Source organism: Acinetobacter sp. ANC 5045, from assembly GCF_004331005.1.
Taxonomy (GTDB): domain Bacteria; phylum Pseudomonadota; class Gammaproteobacteria; order Pseudomonadales; family Moraxellaceae; genus Acinetobacter; species Acinetobacter towneri.
Genome location: NZ_SJNS01000026.1, coordinates 1 through 21,151, shown reverse-complemented (window position 1 = coordinate 21,151; position 21,151 = coordinate 1). Strand labels below are relative to the sequence as shown.

Sequence of the window (21,151 nt, the reverse complement as noted above, 5' to 3'; positions counted from 1 at the left end):
TATGCGGAGTAGATGATGCAGATATCATGCCAATCATCATTTTAAAATTTATGCTCAATAAGACAGTGAATAATTAAAAGATTAATAATTTTTTATGGCATAGCTTTTGCTTGTACTTTGAGATATATGGCAATGACGCCATTCACCTTTAACTGTTCAAGCATTTAAGGCAACGGCGCCTAAGGTCTTCATTGATCTTAGGCGTCTTTTTTTGAAAAACAGGTCTGTATATTGAAAAAGAGGACGACAACATGGCATATCTTGCTCCTGCAGAGTTTGCAAAAAAAGTGGTAGATGCGGGTGAATCCAAATTGCATATGGCAACCCGTGATGTATTGATTCGTGCCTTTATGGCAGGGGCCATTCTGGCCTTGGCAGCGGTATTTGCCATTACCATAGCCGTGCAAACAGGATCACCATTGATTGGTGCGCTCCTGTTTCCAGTTGGTTTTTGTATGTTGTATTTATTGGGCTATGACCTATTAACTGGGGTGTTTGTACTTACGCCGCTGGCATGGCTAGATAAACGCCCAGGGGTGACATGGGGACGTATTCTAAAAAACTGGGGCTTGGTGTTTGTAGGGAACTTTACAGGCTGTTTAGTCGTTGCGGTGCTCATGGCAGCGGTTTATACCATGGGTTTTGCAGCGGATCCAAACCCTGTCGGCGTAAAAATTGCGCATATTGGCGAGGAGCGGACATTAGGTTATGCCGAATACGGATTCGCCGGCTGGATGACTATTTTTATCCGTGGCATGCTGTGTAACTGGATGGTGTCATTAGGTGTCATTGGCGCGATGATGTCTACTACGGTGAGTGGCAAATTTATTGCCATGTGGATGCCAATTATGCTGTTCTTTGCCATGGGCTTTGAGCACTCTGTCGTGAACATGTTCCTGTTCCCATTTGCCATGATGATGGGCGGTGACTTCTCGATTGCTGACTACTTCCTATGGAATGAACTGCCGGTTGCTTTAGGTAATCTGGTGGGCGGTTTGGCATTAACAGGTCTGGCACTTTATACCACCCATGTCCGTACTGGTGTTAAAAAAGAATTTTAACATTCATCATTTTATAAAGGGATCATATAGATCCCTTTTTGAGCTTTCAGCATGAAAAAAACATTAAAAGTCAGTATTGGGCAATATTCTACTGCCGGAGTTAAACAACAGAACCAGGATTTCCATGGAGTATATCTGCCCGAAGGACATGTGCTGAAACAGAAAGGTATTGCATGTGTTATAGCGGATGGAATCGGTAGCAGTAATGTCAGTCATCTTGCAGCAGAAACAGCCGTTGGTAGTTTTTTATCTGATTATTATTCTACTTCAGATGCCTGGAGTACACAGACTTCAGCAGAACGAGTGATCCGCGCGACCAATTCATGGCTTTATGCACAGACTCAACAAAGTCAAGGACGTTTTGATAAAGACCGAGGGTATGTCTGTACCTTATCTGCACTGATTTTAAAACAGCAACAAGCCCATGTTTTTCATGTTGGTGATAGTCGTATTTACCGCATTCGCGATCATGAAATTGAATTACTAACCCATGATCATCGTGTCTGGTTGTCTTCCAAAGAGCATTATCTTAGTCGAGCCTTAGGTGCGGATTATCGTATTGAAATTGATTATCGAAATATTGAACTCAAAGAAAAAGATATTTTTTTACTAATGACCGATGGGGTCTATGAATTTGTCACAGATCAACAATTATTAGATTTAACTTTAATAGATGCAGATTTAAATCAACTTGCCAAAAGATTAGTTGAAAAAGCTTTAGAACAGGGCAGTGATGATAACTTAAGTTTCCAGGTGATCCGCGTAGAACAGTTGCCTGAACTGAATCAGTTTCATATTCAGCAGGATTATGTATTTCCACAACAGCTCAGTAAAGGTGAAGTTTTTGAAGGCTATGTGATTGATAAGATTTTGCACCAAAATCATCGCAGTTGCCTGTATTTGGCACACGATACTCAGCAGCAGCCTTTGGTTATAAAAACTTTGGGGGTAGATTTACAGCAAGATAAGTATGCCGTAGAGCAATTTCAACTCGAAGATTGGGTATCAAAACGTCTGAAGCATGACAACCTGATGCAGTGTTATCCACATAACACTGAGAAAAAATATTTATTCCAATGTTATGAATATTTACAGGGTGAAACTTTGGCTCAATGGCTGCATCGCCAGGAAAAGCCTTTAAATCTCGATGAGATTTTACCAATTTTGCAACAAACAGCTTTGGCTTTAAATGCAATGCACCGGCTGGAGATGCTGCATCAGGATATACGGCCAAAAAACATCATTGTTTTAAATACAGAAAGTGCCATGAAAATTAAACTGATTGATTATGGTTCAACAGCAGTAAGAGGCCTGGTCGAAATTAATCCTAAAAATGCGAATCGACCACTCGGAACCTTAGCATTTATGGCACCGGAGTATTTTATTGATCATTCGCCATCTGTACATTCAGACCAATTTTCTTTGGCGGTAATGGCCTATTATTTACTGACCAAACAATTACCTTATGGGACAGATTTAGCTCGCTGTAACAGTTTAAAGCAGCTTAAAAAAGTTCAATACTATTCCATCAGGAAATATCGGCCTGATTTACCTATATGGTTAGATAAAATTTTAGGCCAAGCGCTGAGTATTGAACCGACACATCGTTTTGAGGCCTTATCTGAACTCATTCATAATCTAATGCATCCTTCCAAAGAATTATTAAACTCTAAACCACCAGCAATCATTGAACGAGATCCTTTGCGTTTTTGGCAAATTAGTTGCACCGTATTAGGGCTATTATTTTTACTGAGTATTGCATGGCCATTTATTTGAAAAGAGAGAATCAAACCATGCTTAAAATTGAAGGTACATAGATAAGTTTTTATTCAAACTAGACTATGAGATTGACTGGGCTTTGTTGCATAAACATTCAAAAACTGAGTTTTCCCCAATCCATTCAAATTCAAGAGACAACTTGGGTGTGAGGTCTACCTAATTCCGTAAATCTATTCAGAACTGCCACACGCGCATGAATTTCATTGACCTGACTTTGAAAATGTCTTGCCGTCAGCTTATCTCCTAATAATTTGATGCAATGCATCTTGGTTTCCACCAAACTACGACGGTGATAACCCGACCATTTTTCCATAGGGTTCTGCCTAAATGTTTAACCGTTTGAAGTAACTCATTTCGTTCTATTGAACTTATTTTAGAATCTTTCCAGGGCTTGGCATTCTTTCTGGGTGGAATTACTGCATGTGTTTGACGATCTGAAATCACTTGTCTGCAGCACTTCGTGTCGTACGCGCCATCGGTATAGACAGAATCTATTCGCTCATCTAGTGGAATTTGATCCAGTAAATCACCTAGTACTTGTGAATCACTGACATTATTTGTCGTAAGCTGAACGGCACGTATTTGCAGTGTTTCAACATCTATACCAATATGCAGTTTACGCGATTGCCGACGGTATTCAGGCTGATGTTTTTTACGCTTCCATTCGCCTTCACCTAAAAATTTTAAACCCGCAGAGTCGACGAGTAGGTGTAACCCATCACGACTTTTCTGATAGCTTATCGCAATATCAATATGCTTTTGTCGTCTACAAAGGGTGGAGTAATCTGGCGCTGTCCAATTCAAGCCACAGAGTTTAATCAGGCTTTGAACAAAGCCAGTAACCATACGTAAAGAAAGACGGAATAGAGATTTGATCATTAAACAGCATTGAATCGCTGTATCGGAATAAGTTTGATTTCGTCCGTGCTTGCCTTGTGGTTGTGCATACCATTGCGTCTTAGGAGCAAACCAGATTGAAATATTTCCTCGCTTGATTAAAGCTTGGTTATACGAGGACCAATTGGTTGTACGATAGATTTTAGGTGTAGGCTTCTTCATTTGAAAATTATATCGCTGAAAAAGCCTTTACACATAGGTTTGTGCAACAAAGCCCGATCGCATTAAAAAATTAACAGAACCAACCTAATGGCTAAAAGAAGTAAATGAGCCGAATAACCTGTATATTTGGCTCACTATATGAGCTGTTTAAGCCAATTATTCGGCTCACAATCTAGGTTTTATTAGGTCAATCGTCATAAATGAGCTGAATAACTGAATTAATGGCTCACTAAATGAGCCGAATAGGTGTTACAATCGGCTCATGCAGTAGGGGGAATGCTTATGAAAAAATGGGTATGGCAAAAAGCAAACTGGACTAAATTTAAATGGGATGAAGCACTTGTCACAGTAAAATTACGTTTAATTCATAAGAAGATAGGTCAATTAGTCGGAGAGAGCAAAGTATCACCAGAAGCTGAGGCATTACCATTAGATACACTGCTCACAAATCTAGTCGCATCCTCACTCATTGAAGATGAGAAGTTGAATGTTCGTTCACTCAAATCCTCATTAGCTCGGCGTTTAGGGGTAACAGAAGAAAATCCTGCACCCATTAAAGATAAAAATGAAGGTTTAGCCAATATCATGATGGATGCAGTGAGCAATCATAATGCGCCATTAACAATGGAGCGCTTATTACAATGGCATAACTGGCTTTTTCAAACTATAGAACGCTTTGATTATGCTGCGCAAAAAATCAAAGTAGGAGAAATTCGTGATAACGAGGCACCAATGCAGGTTGTTGGTGGTTCTCTTTATGGTACTACTACCAAGGTTTACTTTGAAGCACCTGAGGGTGGAGAGCATTTACAGGGACTAATGAATGAATTTATAGAATGGTTCAATAGTTCTAGAGAAGATGTAATGCTTGATCCGTTATTGCGAGCTGCACTTGCTCATTTTTGGTTTGTGACATTACATCCATTTGAAGATGGTAATGGTCGTATTACGCGTGTTATTACAGATTTAGCATTAGCTCAAATGGATCACCAAAGTATCCGTTTATATGCTATGTCCGTGGCCATTCATGAAAATCGTAGTAGTTATTATGAGGTTCTTGAGAAATGCCAGAATGATACTTATACAATTAATGAGTGGTTGGTCTGGTTTTTAAACACCTTAGAAAAAAGTATCGATAGGTCTTTACTACGACTTGATCGAACGATCACTAAAGCGAAATTTTGGAGCACTTATTCTCATATCGAATTCAATGAAGCCCAGAATAAAGTTTTAAATCGCTTACTCAATGGCGAAGAGAATGATTTCCCTCTAGGAATTAATGCTTCACAGTATCAAAAGCTCACTGGAGTAAGTAAGGCTACAGCAACACGTCACCTAACCGAGCTTTTGGAAAACGATGTGCTGTATAAACTGGAAGGTGGTGGGCGTAATACCCGCTACGTGCTGAAAATTGATAAAGAAAAGTTTACTCAAAAAGAGGTTGTCTCACTTGTTTGAACAACTAAAAGCTTATTTATAAGCGATATTCTGTATTAGTTCAGACTTGATCGTACATTCTCATTAAAGGAGTATGAAAATCAAGCTTCCTTTTCAATCTGTTTCACAATAAAACTTTAGAGTTGAAGCAACAGATCAAATCTAAATCATATTTGAAAAATAATTACGGTGGATACTGTCCTGTGGTAATAACTCTAATAAACGCTGTACCGCATCAATTCGGTCATGTGTTTGTCCAATAATTCTTAATAATTGATCGATATCCTTTATTTGATAGATCAACTGGCTCAAACGGGCATCAAAACAATGTCTCCAAGTGCTGAGTAAAGGGCTTTCTGATTTAGAGAGAAAGCTACCTTTATATAGTGAGAATGTACTGGAAATAAGATTTGCATTTAATGATTGTTCAGCACGTAAAAAATCACATTGGACTTCACAGCTAAGCCTATAAATGCGAGCTTCAATTGAATGAGGTAATAGGCTACGAAGTTGTGAAAGCTCAGCCTTTAGGGTTTTTAGGCTGACACTACGCTCACCATAAAGGGCATAGTGTAACTCTTCTAAGCCAATTCCATGGGGATTCAAAGCTAAAATGCAAAGTATTTCAATTTGACGGTGACTCAAGTTTAAAGTTTGCCCATTAAATTGAACCCAAGGTGAACCTAGCGCTTTAATGTACAAAAAATTTTGCTGCTCAAATTTTATGGCACGCTGTATTAAATCTGCACAGCGTTCAACTGCGAGCAACCCTAAAGGCGTATGTTTTTTATATTTTGTAGAAAGGTTAATAATGCCGTGAAATTGTCCCGATGTTGGGTCCCAAATCGGTGCGGCATAACAAACCCAATCTCTAACACTGTCCATTTGGTTTTCATGAGAATAGACGCAACTTGATATTTGGCTGTTTAACACCATACCAATCGCATTGGTTCCAACTGCCTGTGTAGACCAATGTCCGCCCTCAATAAAATGAACTTGTTCAGCAGAAGAAAGCATCGCTGAACTACTCCATGTCCACAAGAGAGTCCCGTGATGATCTGTAAGACCAATCGCCATATCTGAATCATTTGCTATTTTGAGTAAATCTGCATAATTATGCTGAATAGAACGGCGGAATAAAGACGTTTTATCTTCTTGAGGCAATGCTAAAACAGGGGCAGCATGCACAGTAGTTTGATTAATTAAATGGGTTGTTTGCAGCTTTTTTGCAGGTGCTGTATTGAACAGGTTCATATCATATTCCTTTATGATGAGACTGTAATATTTTTAAATTTTAGAAATGAGTTTCCAAATTTATAGTCATTTACGTCATTTCTTCTTGCTTCAATTTTAAATGCTTTTATCTTTGCTTGGTTAAATCATATCTTATGGCTTTACCAGTCCTTGAGTTACTTTAAAAGTGTTCTTATGAGCTGAAAATGGCTATTTCCATCTGAAATGTTAATAAACGTAAATAGGATGAAAATTCATTCGCTCATGTAAGGGCTAGGCACAGCTTCACCATGATACTGACGGTCTGCAAAATAACTTGATCGTACTAATGGCGCACTCCAAATATTTTTAAACGCTAAGCGCTCTCTATGTGTTTGATAATGCTTAAACTCTTGCAACGTAACAAAACGATGAATTGGCGCATGAGATTTAGATGGCTGTAAGTATTGACCGATTGTGACATAGTCCACTTGATAATCTTTCAAATCATTTAATAACACAATAACCTCAGCCTCGACTTCTCCTAAACCGACCATCAAACCGCATTTGGTTGGAATGTCGGGACAGTAGTGTTTAAATTTTTTGAGTAAATTCAATGAATGCTGATAGTCAGCGCCTGGTCGCATGGCTTTATACAGGCGTGGCACGGTTTCAATATTGTGATTAAAGACATCGGGTGGGTTTTGGCTCAGAATTTTAAGTGCAATATCTGCGCGACCACGAAAATCAGGAACCAAAACTTCAATCAAAGTGTCTGGACTAGTTTGACGAATTTCTCGAATGCAATCTGCAAAATGCTGTGCACCGCCATCTTTTAAGTCGTCTCGATCAACAGAAGTAATCACAACATACTTTAAGTTTAGATTCTTGACTGTTTCAGCCAGATGCTTTGGCTCATTAGGATCTAGGATATTAGGACGGCCATGCGAGACATCACAGAATGGACAGCGTCGAGTACAGATATCTCCCATAATCATGAATGTTGCTGTTCCACTACCGAAACATTGCGGCAAGTTAGGACAAGCTGCTTCTTCGCAAACGGTATGTAGTTTTTGTTGTCTTAATAAATCCTTAATGATTTGGACTTCCTCAGGTCGACTAATTTTAGTCCGGATCCATTCTGGCTTTTTCGGTATCGTTTCCGTTGGAACAACTTTAATTGGAATACGCGCCATTTTTTTAGCGCCACGTAGCTTCTTTCCAGTTAATACTGGGTTATTTAAATCCATTTCAAACACTCCGTCGTTTAAAATAATTAATATTGAGCCTGATATTAAATAAGCTGCTTTAAATGCATTAATAATATTAAAACAGGGCAAAAAACTTATCATATAAAACAAAGGTTGGTTAAAGGTTTGTTTTTGTATATAGCTGAATAATATTAAAAAATTTACAAATTTCTTAATTTTATAAACCATTGTTTTTAATGTTTATCTTATGTTTTTATGCATTATATTTTTTTAGTCTAATATGAAATTAAATGAAAATATTCTTATATAAATATACGATTTAAAAATCCAGTTATTCAATTTGGGATTTTCTTTTAAGCGTGGTAAATAAGGAACAAAGATATGCAATTAACGGAAGAGCAATTGCTAGCAGCATACAAAAGAATGCGCGACATTCGTGAATTTGAGGATAGACTTCACGATGAAAACAATACAGGTGATATCCCAGGTTTCATCCATCTTTATAGCGGTGAGGAAGCTGTTGCCGTAGGGATCTGTGAAAATTTAACAGATAAGGACTTCATTACCTCAACACATCGTGGTCACGGACATTGTATTGCAAAGGGCTGTGACATTCACGCCATGATGCTAGAAATTTTTGGCAAAGATGATGGTTTGTGTCGTGGTAAAGGCGGCTCAATGCACATTGCGGATTTAGATAAAGGCATGCTCGGTGCAAACGGTATTGTAGGTGGTGGTCCACCTTTGGCTATTGGGGCAGCTTTAAGTGCTAAAACACTCAAAAATGGTGGGATTGGTCTATCTTTTACTGGTGACGGCGGTTCAAATCAGGGCTTAACTTTTGAAGCCATTAATATGGCTGTTGTGTTAAAGCTTCCTGTCATTTTTGTTTTTGAAAATAACGGTTTTGGTGAAGGTACTGCACATGATTATGCCGTAGGCAGTAAAGACATTGCAGGCCGAGCAGCAGGTTTTGGCTTACCCGCTGAAAAAGTAGATGGAACAGACTTTTTTGCTGTGTATGAAGTTGCACAAAAAGCCATTGAACGTGCCCGCCGTGGTGAAGGCCCGAGTGTGATTGAAACAGTAACCAACCGTTTTTATGGACATTTTGAAGGTGATCCGGGGCTTATTCGTTCCAAAGAAGAACTGGATTATGTCAAAGAACATAAAGACCCATTGAAAATATTCCGTGAAAAAGTCAAGGATAAAATTGACGAAGCCAAAATGGATGCGATTGATGCCCAGTCTAAAGCCAATGTAGACGATGCCGTTGCAAAAGCACGTGCAGCTAAGTACCCAGAAGTCTCTCAGTTACTTACTGATGTTTACGTCTCTTACTAAAGGAATAGTAGAAAAATGCCAAATAAAAGTTATCGAAATGCGATTAAAGAAGCAATTGAATTAGAAATGCGCCGAGACTCAAGTGTCATTGTGGTCGGTGAAGATGTTCGTGGTGGGCATGGTGGCAAAAATACCGATGACAATAAACTGGAAGGTTTTGGCGGTGTACTTGGTGTAACCAAAGGCTTATGGACTGAATTTGGTTCTGAACGAGTCATTGATACGCCAATTACAGAATCAGCGATTATTGGTATGGCGGCAGGTGCTGCTGCAACGGGTTTAAGACCTGTGGCAGATTTAATGTTCATGGATTTTTACGGCGTGTGTTATGACATGCTGTATAACCAAGCGGCTAAATTCCGCTATATGTTTGGTGGCAAAGCCAAAGCGCCACTCGTTGTACGAGGCATGATCGGTGCAGGTTTTTCCGCAGCAGCGCAGCATTCTCAGTCGCCATATAACGTGTTTGCCTCAGTGCCTGGTTTAAAAGTGGTGGTGCCTTCAAGTGCCTATGATGTGAAAGGGTTGTTGATTCAAGCCATTCGAGATGACGATCCAGTAGTCTTTTGTGAGCACAAGTTGTTGTACGACATTAAGGGCGAAGTGCCAGATGAGGCCTACACTATTCCTTTTGGTGTCGCAAATTACACCCGTGAGGGCACAGATATCACCATTATTGCCTTAAGCTTGATGGTGCATCGTGCTAATGACGTTGCTGACAAGCTCGCAAAAGAAGGAATTTCGGTTGAAGTGGTTGACCCTAGAACCATTTCTCCATTGGATGAAGACGGTATTTTAGAGTCAGTGGCTTCAACAGGCCGTGTGGTGATTGTAGATGAATCTGCAGCGCGTTGTGGTTTCGGACATGATGTGGCTGCACTCATTGCACAGAAAGGCTTTCATTTTCTTAAAGCACCAATCGAGTTAGTCACTCCACCACACTCACCCGTACCATTTTCACCCGTATTAGAAAAAGAATGGCTACCTAGTGTAGAACGCATCGAACAAGCTGTACGTAAGACGTTGGAGGCTTAGGATGAGCGAAATTAAAACCTTAGAAATCCCAAAATGGGGTTTGTCCATGGAAGAGGGCACGATTGCCCAATGGCTGATTCAGGAAGGTACGCAATTTAGTAAAGGACAGGAAATTTGTGAAATTGAAACCACAAAAATCGTCAATGTTCTAGAAGCGCCTTTCGATGGCTTGCTACGAAAAATTATTGCTAAAGATGGTGATACCCTTGTCGTAGGAGGAGTCATTGCAATTTGTGCAGACGCCCAAGTTTCCGATGCAGAAGTTGAAGCATTTGCACAGTCCTTAGGTGGAACACCTGCTGTAACTGAAAATAAAGCGGTAGCAGCGGTTCCTGAAAAAGTCGATGTGGCTCAAGTTGAAACCAAAGTACAAGCTGCTCCTAAACAGAACAGTGTTGGTAATGGATCAAAAGCGGTGACTCAGGGCGGATATTCTATTCCTGATGAGTTACAAGGCTACCAACAAAGCGATGATATTTTTGCAACGCCACATGCCTTGAAATTGGCTGAAAAGCATAATGTAAACTTGGCTCAGATTACAGGTTCTGGACGTGAAGGCCGTATCAGTGTTCAAGATATTCAGGCCGCAGTTCATGCTGCTGGTGGTTCTTGGCCAGATGTACGTCATCAAGCCAGCACGAAAGCCGCGAAATCTAAAGCAGATGATAGTGATGTTCTAGCAACACCTGTTGCTCGCCGTTTGGCAAAACAATGGGGCATTAATTTGCATGATTGTCGTGTATCGGGTTCACGTGGACGAGTCTGTAAGGAAGATGTTGAAGCTGTATATCAACGTGAAAACCCTGTACAAGCTCAACATACTGAGTATGCGTATCCAACAGAGTCAGCAAAATTCACCACCGTAGCTATGAATGGTATGCGTAAAGCAATCGCTGCACGGCTACAAGCGGCAAAACGCAATGCACCACATTTTCGCTTAACGATAGACTTAAATGTTGAGTCGGTTCAGGCTTTGCGTCAGCAAATTAACAGTACTGTACCGCAAGTCAAACTGTCCATTAACGATATGCTGATTAAAGCTGCTGCTGCTGCACTGATTAAAGTTCCACAAGTTAATGTTCAGTTTGATGAAGAGAATCAGCAGATTTTACAGTTTGAACAGGCTGATATTTCGGTTGCTGTAGCCATCGAAAATGGACTGATCACGCCAATTATTAAAGCAGCGAACCGTAAATCTTTGGCGCAAATTTCCAATGATATGCGTGATCTGGTGACACGTGCCAAAACTGGAAAATTGGCACCTGATGAGTTTCAAGGGGGCAGTTTCAGTATTTCCAATTTAGGCATGCTTGGTATTCAACAGTTTGATGCCATTATTAACCCGCCTCAAGGTGCAATTCTAGCCTTAGGTGCAGCAGAGAAACGTGCTGTCGTTGAAAATGATGAGGTTGTTGTTCGTGAAATGGTGACCGCAACATTGTCTTGTGATCATCGTGTCATTGATGGTGCGTTGGGTGCTCAATTCTTATCGGCATTGAAGCAGTTTGTCGAAAATCCTGCATTAATTTTGGTGTAGGAGGAATAGCCATGTCAGATACACAATTTGATCTTGTGGTTATTGGTGCTGGTCCTGGAGGATATGTCGCTGCGATTCGCGCAGCGCAACTGGGATTAAAAACTGCAATCGTTGAAAAACAACACTTAGGCGGAGTGTGTCTTAATTGGGGATGCATTCCAACAAAGGCATTATTGAGCGGGGCTGCGCTTGCACAGCAGTTCAAACATGCAGGGCAGTTTGGCTTTACTCTTAACGCGATTGATTTTGACATTCAAAAACTGGTCCATCATAGCAGACAGGTTTCTGAGCAACTGGTGCAAGGTATCGGTCAACTATTGAAAAAAAATCAAATCACTGTTTTTAACGCAGCAGCCCAGTTTATTGCCAAAGAGCAATTAGAGCTTTCAGATGCGAATGGTCAAAAACAGCAGATTTCTGCACCGCATATTATTGTCGCAACAGGCGCACGTGCGGCCAATTTGCCTCATATTCCTGTAGATGGCTATCAGGTCTGGAGTTATAAAGAGGCTTTAGTTCCAGAACAATTACCAAAATCTTTACTAGTCATTGGTTCGGGTGCTATAGGCAGTGAGTTTGCAAGCCTATACCAAGACTTAGGCTGCCAAGTCACCTTGGTTGATATTGCAAAGCAGATTCTTCCTAGCGAAGACATTGAGGTTGCGAAGTATGTACAAAAGCAATTTGAACAGCAGGGTATGCAGGTTTTAACCGAAGCGACTGTAAAAAAAATAGAAACTGATCAGGCTCAAGTACATTGTCATATTGAAACTGCCACAGGTGTACAAATCATTACTGTTGAAAAGGTGCTTTCAGCTATTGGCGTGAAACCAAATGCTGAAAATCTTGGCCTAGAAGCTTTGGGAATTGAATTTGAGAATGGTTTTATTAAAGTCGACTCATGGTGTAAAACCAATGTAGTGGGCATTTATGCAATTGGTGATGTCGCAGGCGCACCGTGTTTGGCACACAAAGCCAGTCATGAAGCCATTCTTTGTGTGGAGAAAATTGCAGGCCTAAGTCATGTACATGCTTTAGATCGTACACAAATTCCGGGCTGTATTTTTACCCATCCGCAAGTGGCCAGTATTGGTTTGACAGAACAGAAAGCGAAAGCTGCGGGCTTGAATATCAATGTGGGTAAGTTTCCTTTGCAAGCCAATGGTAAGGCATTGGCTTTGGGCGATAGCGCAGGATTTGTTAAAACCATTTTTAGTCAGGAAACAGGTGAATTGTTGGGTGCTCACATGGTTGGGCATGAAGTCACCGAACACATCCAAGGTTTTGCGATCGCAAAATATCTAGAAGCAACCGATGAAAGCTTAGCACAGGTCATTTTCCCTCATCCTACTTTATCTGAGGCGATGCATGAGTCGGTCTTGTCTGCGATGCAACGTGCAATTCATATCTAAGGAGTCGCAACATGCCTAGAGGTTTAAACAATAAAGTTGCATTAATTACGGGTGCGGCACAAGGTATTGGACGCGGTATTGCCTTACGTTTAGCACAAGAAGGTGTTCATATTGGATTGGTCGATCTTCACCAAGAAAAGTTAAATACTGTTCAACAAGAGGTTGAAGCCTTTGGCGTAAAAGCCACCACATTTATTGCGGATATTTCAGATCCAATACAAATTAGTGACGCTATTAATCATGCAGAATCGACACTTAATGGCTTTGATATCATGATTAATAATGCAGGTATTGCACAAGTCAAAGCTTTGGCAGAAGTAACGCCGAGTGAATTTAACCAAATTATGAACATCAATGTCGGTGGTGTACTTTGGGGGATTCAAGCCGCAGCAAATAAATTTAAACAACGCCAACAGGCTGGAAAAATTATTAATGCATGCTCAATAGCAGGTCATGAAGGTTTTGCTTTGCTCGGTGTTTATTCGGCAACTAAATTTGCAGTTCGTGCATTGACGCAAGCTGCGGCTAAAGAATATGCCAGTGCTAAAATTACTGTAAATAGTTATTGTCCGGGTGTTGTTGGTACAGACATGTGGGTCGAAATAGATCAGCGGTTCTCTGAAATTACAGGTGCACCAATTGGTCAAACGTATAAAAAATATGTAGATGGTATTGCTTTAGGACGTGCTGAAACACCAGATGACGTGGCTGCATTAGTTGCATTTTTAGCCAGCGAGGATGCAAACTATATTACAGGTCAGTCTATTTTGACAGATGGTGGAATGGTTTACCGTTAATATCAACATAAGGAATACACAATGAAAGCAGCTCGTTTTTATGACCGAGGGGATATTCGAATTGAAGATATCCCTGAACCGAAAGTACTTCCAGGCACAGTTGGAATTCAAGTTGCGTGGTGTGGTATTTGCGGTACAGATTTACATGAATTCATGGAAGGCCCTATTTTTATTCCACCTTGTGGTCACCCACACCCAATTTCGGGAGAATCTGCACCTGTAACAATGGGACATGAATTTTCAGGCGTGGTTTATGCAGTTGGAGAGGGTGTAGATGATATCCAAATTGGGCAACATGTCGTAGTTGAACCCTACATTATTGCTGACGATGTGCCGACTGGCCCCAATGATAAGTATCATTTATCAAAAAATATGAACTTTATTGGTTTAGGCGGACGCGGTGGTGGTCTTTCTGAAAAAATTGCAGTTCAGCGGCGTTGGGTACATCCTATTTCAAATGATATTCCTTTAGACCAAGCAGCATTGATAGAACCTTTATCTGTCGGTCATCATGCCTATGTCAGAAGCGGCGCAAAAGCTGGCGATATCGCACTGGTTGGTGGAGCAGGCCCAATAGGCTTACTTTTATCTGCTATTTTAAAGGCTAAAGGTCTCACGGTTATCATTACTGAACTGAGTGCAAAACGTAAAGAAAAAGCGATAGAAGCGGGTGTTGCCGATTATGTACTAGACCCATCTAAGGTTGATGTAGTTGCTGAGGTAATGAAAATTACAGAAGACCGCGGTGTAGATGTCGCTTTTGAATGTAGTAGTGTCAATAAAGTCATGGATACACTCGTTGCAGCAATGAAACCAACTGGTGTAGTCGTTATCGTTTCTATTTGGAGCCATCCTGCCACAATTAATGTGCATAGTGTGGTCATGAAAGAGCTCGATATTCGTGGAACGATTGCTTATGTCAATGACCATCAGGAAACCATCCGTTTAGTCGAGCAAGGTAAGATTAATCTAGAACCTTTTATTACCCAACGTATTGCATTAGATGATCTTGTTTCTAAAGGCTTTGAAACGCTGATTCATAATAATGAGTCTGCTGTAAAAATTATTGTTCATCCATAGTAAAGCCTAATTTGAATAAGCTAGAAATAAACTCTATGTAGCTATTTCTAATATCTTTATCGATAGAGAATGAGTCTGTACGTACAGATTCATTCTCAAATTTACAGTGTTGAGTGCCAGTATGATTTTGATCATACAGCCTAGTAAAGATAGAAAATAAGTTTTTAAATAAACCATAGGGATATAGACTAAATTTTGCCAGGAGAGTGGTGGCAGTCCACCACTAATTAAAAGATGTCTACAAAATCATTGGCTATTCAATAAGTTTAGTTTACTGTTTGGTATAAAATATTATGCTGAGTTTTGATAGCTACGATTTTTGTTTGGCTTTTTGACGTAAGACATACAAATATAAGCTTTCAACTTTTTCACGTGCCCATGGTGTGGTACGTAAAAACCGTAATGATGACTTAACACTTGGATCTATACAAAAACATCTAATTTCAATTTTACGACTTAAGCCTTCAAAGCCACCATAGTAATCCAATAACTCATCCAAAATGTCAGCAAGTTTTTTGCCGTGTAGAGGATCATTGGAGGCATTCATAATAGATAAACCATATTTTTGGAGGCCATCATTATAACCTGAGCTAGTTGAAAAATGGGAGGGTTGAAATTTAAACATAATTAACATTGATGTGTGCTGAAATAGCAGGAGACATTCACTTGTGAGATTCTAGTCAGCCGACTTGTAAAAATCTTCTGCCATTTGATTTAGTGTCTTAAAATGTAGACCTTTCTTTTTATAGAATAAGACCTTAAAGAAAACCTATTTAACTGAAGCAAACATAAAAGTGCATTACTAATTTGACAGATAATAAAACCTGATTTAATCTATATCAGAAATAATGAACAAATTAGCAGGTGTTATTTATTTAACTTATGTTTACCTATAATTAAGTTCATAATTAATGCAAAAGTTATTTTATATAAAACAAATGGTTAATTCAAATTTTCTTAAATATGATCAAATTAACTTCATGAACTTTGTTAAGAAATTGATTCCATTTTTGATCGAAATAGATAAAATACCTATAAATCATTATTTTTTATAGAAATATTAAATGTTAAAGATTCATGTAATAGATGCTGGTCATGGTGATTGTATTCTACTGGATTTTGAGCATACGAAAATTTTAATAGACTGTGGACCTTATAAACCATTTCTTACTCGCAGAAATGTTCATAATTGTTTAAGACAACTTCTAGATCCTGAGCAAAAGATTGACTTAGCTATAGTCACTCATAATGATGACGATCACATTGGTGGGTTTGAGTCATTGATCGATGAAGGTGTTAAGTTAGACACTATTATTTTTAATAGTCTTCAAGATATTCCTGACATTATAAAAAATTCACAAAAACAAATTTCATATAACCAAGATAATGCTCTTAAGCAAAGATTGTTGGCAGAACGAGGAATTAAAACTCTATGTTTAACAAGAGATTCTAGTCCATTAATGATTAATGATATTACGTTAACTGCGATAACGCCAACGGCTGAAGCTCTAGAATACATGCTAAATGATGCCAATGTTCAAAAAGAAAGAGAAGAAAAAAAGAGAAGGCAAAAACAGATCTCAAGTTCGAAGACTGAAGAAATAAAGCCTGAGGAGGCTTTACAAAAAATTCAATCTGGTCAAGATGTTTTCGTAAAAGATCCATCTATTACTAATAAATCAAGTATAGGATTAGTCATTCAATACGGATCTTTCTCTGGGCTTTTTTTAGGGGATGCTCATGCTGAAGATGTGATTGAAGGGTTGAATATTTTAGGTTTTAATAATCAACAATTTGATATGGTAAAAATATCTCATCATGGAAGTGACCGAAATACAAATATTGAATCATTAAGCCTTTTGGGAAAGACTAACTATATATTGTGTGCAAACAATGAAAAGCATTATCACCCTAATAATATGACATTAGCTAGAATACTAAGTTTAGATAATACCCCAACTATTCATTTAAGCTCAAATAATCCTAGTCTATTGGAAAAAATTAATGATTTTAAAAAACTAGGTTTTAGTATTAATGAATCATATCCGACTAATGGCGTGAATACACTTTGCTATGAATACAAATAATCTAATACAAGTTCACACACTGACAGATAAATCCAGTGGATATTTTTTCAAGTCATTTGATAATGAGAAGTCTTTTGTTATTACATCTAAACATAGCATTTGTGACCAAAAAAAAAGCTGTGACTTATACCAGAGAAAAGTGGATGGATGTTGCAGAGCCTGTCCTAAAGAATTTGATATAAAAGATATTAAATTATTAAAAAACAATGATAAGGCTACTCTTCAAATAGAAAAAATCTATTATGAGAAAACAAAAGATTTAGTAATCGTAAGTGTAATTGATCATGCTACTGATAAACTAATCATAAATGGAAAAAGTAGTAGTGACAGCTACGTAACTTTTGGTTTTAATAGTTTAGAATCAGGAGTGACTAGCTTAGTCTTTGATACGCCGAGAGTTATTGATACACTTATATATTACAATTTACATTCAAACCCAATACCAAACTTAATAGAAAAAGAATATAATTTTGATGGGATTTCAGGCTCTGTAGTTTTTACACATCATGAAAAGTACCCGACAGCAAAAGCACTTATTATTCATAATGAAAATCATAATGATATTGGAGCAGAAAGCCTTGATACTTTAAATTTCAGTGAAATCAATGATTTTTTTGAATGCAAGGTCTTTGATCAAAGATTATATATTCCAGAAGTACAAAAAATTAAAGATCTTAGTCAACAAAGTTTGGAATTAGTTTCGAAGATGATTGATGGAGTAGAGTTATCTAGACCTATATTACACAACGAGTTTGAAGATAAACTAAATTCAGGCAGATTTATACAAATTACTGGTTTGTCAGGTACAGGTAAATCAGTTCTATTAAGACAAATCGCTGAGTCAAAAGCTTATAATTCACCATTTTTATTTATTAAATCAGATCAACTTACGGGTAGTAATAATTGGTTAGAGTATCTATCTAGAGTTGGACTGCCGAGTTTTTCAATTTCAGAGTGGCTAATCAGTTTAGAAGCTACTGGGGGAACTCCAATTGTCTTTATTGATGGTATAGACAGAGTTAGTGAAAACAGTAAACCAATTATTGAAGATTTAATTCGTTCAATTTTTAATAATGATAATTTAGCCAATTGGAAAATCGTTGCCACTTTAAGAGATACAGGGCTTGAACCATTAAAAGTGTGGATCGGTGCTCTTTTAAAGAATATTAATATCCAAACTATTAACGTAGAACTTTTAAATGATGATGAATGTTATGCATTAGCTCAAAAAATTCCAAGTATTCAGCAGTTATTATTCAGTGATAGTAAAGTCAAAGAAATCATTAGACGCCCATTTTTTACGAAAGTTGTAACAAGCTTAAAAGCTAATAATTTTGAACCTGAGTCAGAACTAGAATTAATAGATGCTTGGTGGAAACGAGGCGGATTTAATGAGACTGGTCAATCTACTTACAATCGACAGGATTTTTTAAAAAGGCTTTCTGAACTTAAATCTCAAAGCCTTAGCAATAGTGTCAAACGTAGAGAGATTCAGCCTATCGATACTTTAGATAGCTTGGTGGTAGATGGTATCATCCATGTAAACTCTAAAAGTTCTGCTGTTGATTTTACACATGACATATTTTATGAGTGGTCATTACTTTATCTTCTTTTAGAAGAAGAACAAAACTGGTTAAATAAAATAGAAAGCTTTGGACAACCTCCTTATATAAGTAGGGTTGTAGAATTACTTGCTCAACGAGAGTTTATTGATGATCAGTGGGTAAGTCATTTAGCTAATCCAAAATTTCAACAACTCAGATCACAATGGTTAAGAGCATGGATAATTGGACCAATAGGACATCCGAAATTTATTGAGTTGAGTAGTGGATATACACAAACTTTGCGAGAAAAGGATTTCGATCTTTTTAATAAGTTATTAACATGGTTTCAAGCCGAGAAAACTAAGGCAAATCCGATATTCTTGCAACAGCCTGATCAATTACAATTAGCGATTCAACATCCCTGGCCATCTGATGCATTCTTATGGCGAACACTTTTAGAATATGTTTTTAAATTAATACCAAATACTCCACATCGATTATATCCTCAAATTTTAAAAATTTTTGAGGTTTGGCAATATGTAGGTATTCATGTACCTTCAAATCAAATGTCTAAAATGATTTTGGATGTATCAGTCGATTGGCTTTTAAAAGTTTCTCAAAAAGAGAGAGCTAATGATTGGGAGCAAATAGTTAACTTAAAAGATTTTAAGTTTAGTCTAATTAATCTAATTTTGGTTTCAATACAATCAAATCCAACTTATACGGAAAGATACTTAAACTTTTTGCTTTCGGAATCTGAATTATCTAGAGAAATTTATAAACATATCATAGGCGCTTCCTCTATTATTTCACAACATCATCCAAAATTACTTGCTGATTTAACGCTAAAATTTTTATTAGATGAACTACCTAAAGAACATATAGCACGTGAAGAAAGGGAACATCAAAGAACCCATCAATATTTTCAGGAGTTATTAGCTAAACCTGAAAATGAAAGGACTAAAGAAGAACAATTAAAGATTGATCGTCGTGCTTTATTTTTTAATCAAGCACCATATCAACAGATTCAGAGTCATGATTGGGACAACTTATCAATTAAATATGAATCTAGATACTTTTATCCTAGCTCACCTTTAAAGGAGCCATTTTTTTCATTATTGAAGTATGCGGAAGATAATGGATTACAGCTCATACGTGATCTATCTAACCATGCTATTCAAGCATGGAAACATCTATGTGAACTTTCTGAACAAGCACCTCTACCAACTACTATTGAATTTCCTTGGGGCGTACAAGAATTTTGGGGAAATGAAAAGCAATATATCTGGAAAAAACCTGTTTGGATAAATAATGCCATTTCATCGGCCTATATGGTCTTAGAAAACTGGTGCTTTGAACAACTAGAGCAAGGGCGAAATTTTGAAGAACTTATTCAAAAAATTACTTTAGGGCATGAATCAGTAGCAATTCTTGGTGTAGTAAGTGTTTTAGCCCTAAATAGGCAAGTTGTTTCTAATTCTATATTTCCAATTGTCACTAATTTTAAAATTTTAGAGTTAGATAAGTATCGTTTCCAGCAAGACTTACAGGAACCTAGTACAACTTTAATATCTTTTCAAGGTGAGTCAAAATATCAAAAAGATATTGAAGCTGTTAAAAACAACTACAATAGAAAAGGTCATAAATTATATATAGAGTGTTTTTTAAAAAATTACTTTATAAGTCCTGAATTTCAGGAAATTATTAAAGATAAATTATCGAAATTTAAAACTAATCTTCCTTTTAATTTTAAGCATGAGGAGACCGATGAATCTTGTATCAATATTTTAGAAGAACGAGCTAATTATTATGCTGAGTATGTTAATACTGAGAATTACTCTTGCCAAAAAATTGATGAAAATCGATTTTCTTGCTACTTTGATCACCCTCAGAATAAAAAGCAAGCTGAGTCGAAAGAACAGAAGCAAAGAAATGAATTCGCAATATGTTCCAACATTACATATTGGGCTGAGAAATCATTACAAGCTAATACAATCCAAAATAACTACACCATAGATTCAGTTATTGAATTCTTAAAAACTGTAGAAGAAGAAAGCTTATTTCTTGATGCTTGCGATATAGATAATGGCTCATATGCAATTAGAAGAATGAAACAAAACGCTTTTAGTGCACTAGCAAACATGATCTTAGTCTTTAGAACTGATTGTACAGAAAGTCAATTAGAATGGGGGCGTGATATTTTAAATCAAGTAGTCCAATTGCCATATAGTTCCTATGAGATAGGTTGTCCACAAGCATCCCTAGGCTCTCATCCAAAGAAATTTCTTGCACAAGGTTTAGTGAACGAAATTATTCATGGCAGCATAAATGATTTAACTTTCAATAATCTTATAAATATTGTAGCGAGCCCATCTCATGAAATTTCATTAAAAGCACTAAAAGAGTGTTTTAAATTAAGTTGACAAAAATAACTAATCATGCGAAAAAGTTTTTTTAGTTAACAGATGTTCACACATGCCTCGAATTGTTTCTGTACCACTTAGTTTAGAACAGCGAGAACGACTCATTTTTCTGGCCAAGCATGCAAAACATTGG

Annotated in this window: 14 protein-coding genes and 2 pseudogenes; 12 read left to right on the top strand and 4 right to left on the bottom strand. The window is 37.7% G+C overall.

Annotated elements, in window-relative coordinates; all coding sequences use genetic code 11:
* Window positions 1-251: 251 nt before the first annotated feature.
* Together E0H79_RS14150 and E0H79_RS14145 are read left to right on the top strand one after the other, a co-directional pair.
* Complete coding sequence (locus E0H79_RS14150) at window positions 252-1,061, top strand: formate/nitrite transporter family protein (protein WP_008303564.1); 810 nt, start codon at window positions 252-254, stop codon at window positions 1,059-1,061.
* A gap of 51 nt (window positions 1,062-1,112) precedes the next feature.
* Window positions 1,113-2,837 carry a bifunctional protein-serine/threonine kinase/phosphatase gene (locus E0H79_RS14145; RefSeq protein ID WP_131261976.1) on the top strand — a complete coding sequence of 575 codons (1,725 nt, stop codon included), beginning with the start codon at window positions 1,113-1,115 and terminating at the stop codon, window positions 2,835-2,837.
* A gap of 130 nt (window positions 2,838-2,967) precedes the next feature.
* Here the strand turns inward: E0H79_RS14145 and E0H79_RS14140 are convergent.
* Window positions 2,968-3,899: pseudogene (locus E0H79_RS14140) on the bottom strand (IS5 family transposase).
* Between the two features lie 282 nt (window positions 3,900-4,181).
* Here E0H79_RS14140 and E0H79_RS14135 point away from each other — a divergent pair.
* The gene (locus E0H79_RS14135) at window positions 4,182-5,357 is read left to right on the top strand and encodes a Fic family protein (RefSeq protein ID WP_131261975.1); all 1,176 of its coding nucleotides are present in this window, start codon (window positions 4,182-4,184) and stop codon (window positions 5,355-5,357) included.
* Between the two features lie 141 nt (window positions 5,358-5,498).
* Here E0H79_RS14135 and E0H79_RS14130 read toward each other — a convergent pair whose 3' ends face one another.
* On the bottom strand, window positions 5,499-6,590 hold the full coding sequence (locus E0H79_RS14130) for a transcriptional regulator (RefSeq protein WP_131261974.1): 1,092 nt from the start codon (window positions 6,588-6,590) through the stop codon (window positions 5,499-5,501).
* A 233-nt stretch (window positions 6,591-6,823) separates the two neighbouring features.
* Entirely contained in the window at window positions 6,824-7,798 is a 975-nt protein-coding gene (gene lipA / locus E0H79_RS14125; RefSeq protein WP_131261973.1) for a lipoyl synthase, read from the bottom strand.
* 342 nt (window positions 7,799-8,140) lie between these two features.
* On the opposite strand from lipA, the gene E0H79_RS14120 reads away from it, so the two are divergent.
* From E0H79_RS14120 to E0H79_RS14095, 6 genes are read left to right on the top strand one after another with little or no spacing between them, the layout of a single operon-like run.
* Complete coding sequence (locus tag E0H79_RS14120) at window positions 8,141-9,103, top strand: thiamine pyrophosphate-dependent dehydrogenase E1 component subunit alpha (protein ID WP_131261972.1); 963 nt, start codon at window positions 8,141-8,143, stop codon at window positions 9,101-9,103.
* A 15-nt stretch (window positions 9,104-9,118) separates the two neighbouring features.
* Window positions 9,119-10,138 carry an alpha-ketoacid dehydrogenase subunit beta gene (locus tag E0H79_RS14115; protein ID WP_131261971.1) on the top strand — a complete coding sequence of 340 codons (1,020 nt, stop codon included), beginning with the start codon at window positions 9,119-9,121 and terminating at the stop codon, window positions 10,136-10,138.
* 1 nt (window position 10,139) lies between these two features.
* Window positions 10,140-11,675 (top strand): 2-oxo acid dehydrogenase subunit E2, encoded by a 1,536-nt coding sequence (locus E0H79_RS14110; protein WP_131261970.1) that lies wholly within the window; start codon window positions 10,140-10,142, stop codon window positions 11,673-11,675.
* 11 nt (window positions 11,676-11,686) lie between these two features.
* Window positions 11,687-13,087 carry a dihydrolipoyl dehydrogenase gene (lpdA, locus tag E0H79_RS14105; protein WP_131261969.1) on the top strand — a complete coding sequence of 467 codons (1,401 nt, stop codon included), beginning with the start codon at window positions 11,687-11,689 and terminating at the stop codon, window positions 13,085-13,087.
* Between the two features lie 11 nt (window positions 13,088-13,098).
* Window positions 13,099-13,884 (top strand): acetoin reductase, encoded by a 786-nt coding sequence (locus tag E0H79_RS14100; protein ID WP_075166716.1) that lies wholly within the window; start codon window positions 13,099-13,101, stop codon window positions 13,882-13,884.
* 21 nt (window positions 13,885-13,905) lie between these two features.
* Window positions 13,906-14,964 (top strand): 2,3-butanediol dehydrogenase, encoded by a 1,059-nt coding sequence (locus tag E0H79_RS14095; RefSeq protein WP_004281883.1) that lies wholly within the window; start codon window positions 13,906-13,908, stop codon window positions 14,962-14,964.
* A 310-nt stretch (window positions 14,965-15,274) separates the two neighbouring features.
* Here E0H79_RS14095 and E0H79_RS14090 read toward each other — a convergent pair whose 3' ends face one another.
* On the bottom strand, window positions 15,275-15,511 hold the full coding sequence (locus E0H79_RS14090) for a VF530 family DNA-binding protein (RefSeq protein WP_003651786.1): 237 nt from the start codon (window positions 15,509-15,511) through the stop codon (window positions 15,275-15,277).
* A gap of 517 nt (window positions 15,512-16,028) precedes the next feature.
* On the opposite strand from E0H79_RS14090, the gene E0H79_RS14085 reads away from it, so the two are divergent.
* From E0H79_RS14085 to E0H79_RS14075, 3 genes and pseudogenes are all read left to right on the top strand, one after another.
* Window positions 16,029-17,051, top strand: coding sequence for a ComEC/Rec2 family competence protein (locus E0H79_RS14085; protein ID WP_131261968.1), 1,023 nt, complete (start codon window positions 16,029-16,031; stop codon window positions 17,049-17,051).
* Complete coding sequence (locus E0H79_RS14080; RefSeq protein WP_228258798.1) at window positions 17,038-21,018, top strand: ATP-binding protein; 3,981 nt, start codon at window positions 17,038-17,040, stop codon at window positions 21,016-21,018. Before E0H79_RS14085 ends, E0H79_RS14080 begins: the two co-directional genes overlap by 14 nt.
* 52 nt (window positions 21,019-21,070) lie before the next feature.
* Window positions 21,071-21,151, top strand: a pseudogene (locus E0H79_RS14075) (helix-turn-helix domain-containing protein); the annotation flags it as partial.

Excerpts from the sequence above, each read along its gene's own strand:
- E0H79_RS14145 (WP_131261976.1), top strand. The coding sequence starts at position 1,113 with ATGAAAAAAACATTAAAAGTCAGTATTGGGCAATATTCTACTGCCGGA.
- E0H79_RS14130 (WP_131261974.1), bottom strand. The coding sequence starts at position 6,590 with ATGAACCTGTTCAATACAGCACCTGCAAAAAAGCTGCAAACAACCCAT.
- E0H79_RS14115 (WP_131261971.1), top strand. The coding sequence starts at position 9,119 with ATGCCAAATAAAAGTTATCGAAATGCGATTAAAGAAGCAATTGAATTA.
- lpdA (WP_131261969.1), top strand. The coding sequence starts at position 11,687 with ATGTCAGATACACAATTTGATCTTGTGGTTATTGGTGCTGGTCCTGGA.
- E0H79_RS14110 (WP_131261970.1), top strand. The coding sequence starts at position 10,140 with ATGAGCGAAATTAAAACCTTAGAAATCCCAAAATGGGGTTTGTCCATG.
- E0H79_RS14135 (WP_131261975.1), top strand. The coding sequence starts at position 4,182 with ATGAAAAAATGGGTATGGCAAAAAGCAAACTGGACTAAATTTAAATGG.
- E0H79_RS14085 (WP_131261968.1), top strand. The coding sequence starts at position 16,029 with ATGTTAAAGATTCATGTAATAGATGCTGGTCATGGTGATTGTATTCTA.
- E0H79_RS14120 (WP_131261972.1), top strand. The coding sequence starts at position 8,141 with ATGCAATTAACGGAAGAGCAATTGCTAGCAGCATACAAAAGAATGCGC.
- E0H79_RS14090 (WP_003651786.1), bottom strand. The coding sequence starts at position 15,511 with ATGAATGCCTCCAATGATCCTCTACACGGCAAAAAACTTGCTGACATT.
- E0H79_RS14150 (WP_008303564.1), top strand. The coding sequence starts at position 252 with ATGGCATATCTTGCTCCTGCAGAGTTTGCAAAAAAAGTGGTAGATGCG.
- E0H79_RS14095 (WP_004281883.1), top strand. The coding sequence starts at position 13,906 with ATGAAAGCAGCTCGTTTTTATGACCGAGGGGATATTCGAATTGAAGAT.
- lipA (WP_131261973.1), bottom strand. The coding sequence starts at position 7,798 with ATGGATTTAAATAACCCAGTATTAACTGGAAAGAAGCTACGTGGCGCT.
- E0H79_RS14100 (WP_075166716.1), top strand. The coding sequence starts at position 13,099 with ATGCCTAGAGGTTTAAACAATAAAGTTGCATTAATTACGGGTGCGGCA.
- E0H79_RS14080 (WP_228258798.1), top strand. The coding sequence starts at position 17,038 with ATGAATACAAATAATCTAATACAAGTTCACACACTGACAGATAAATCC.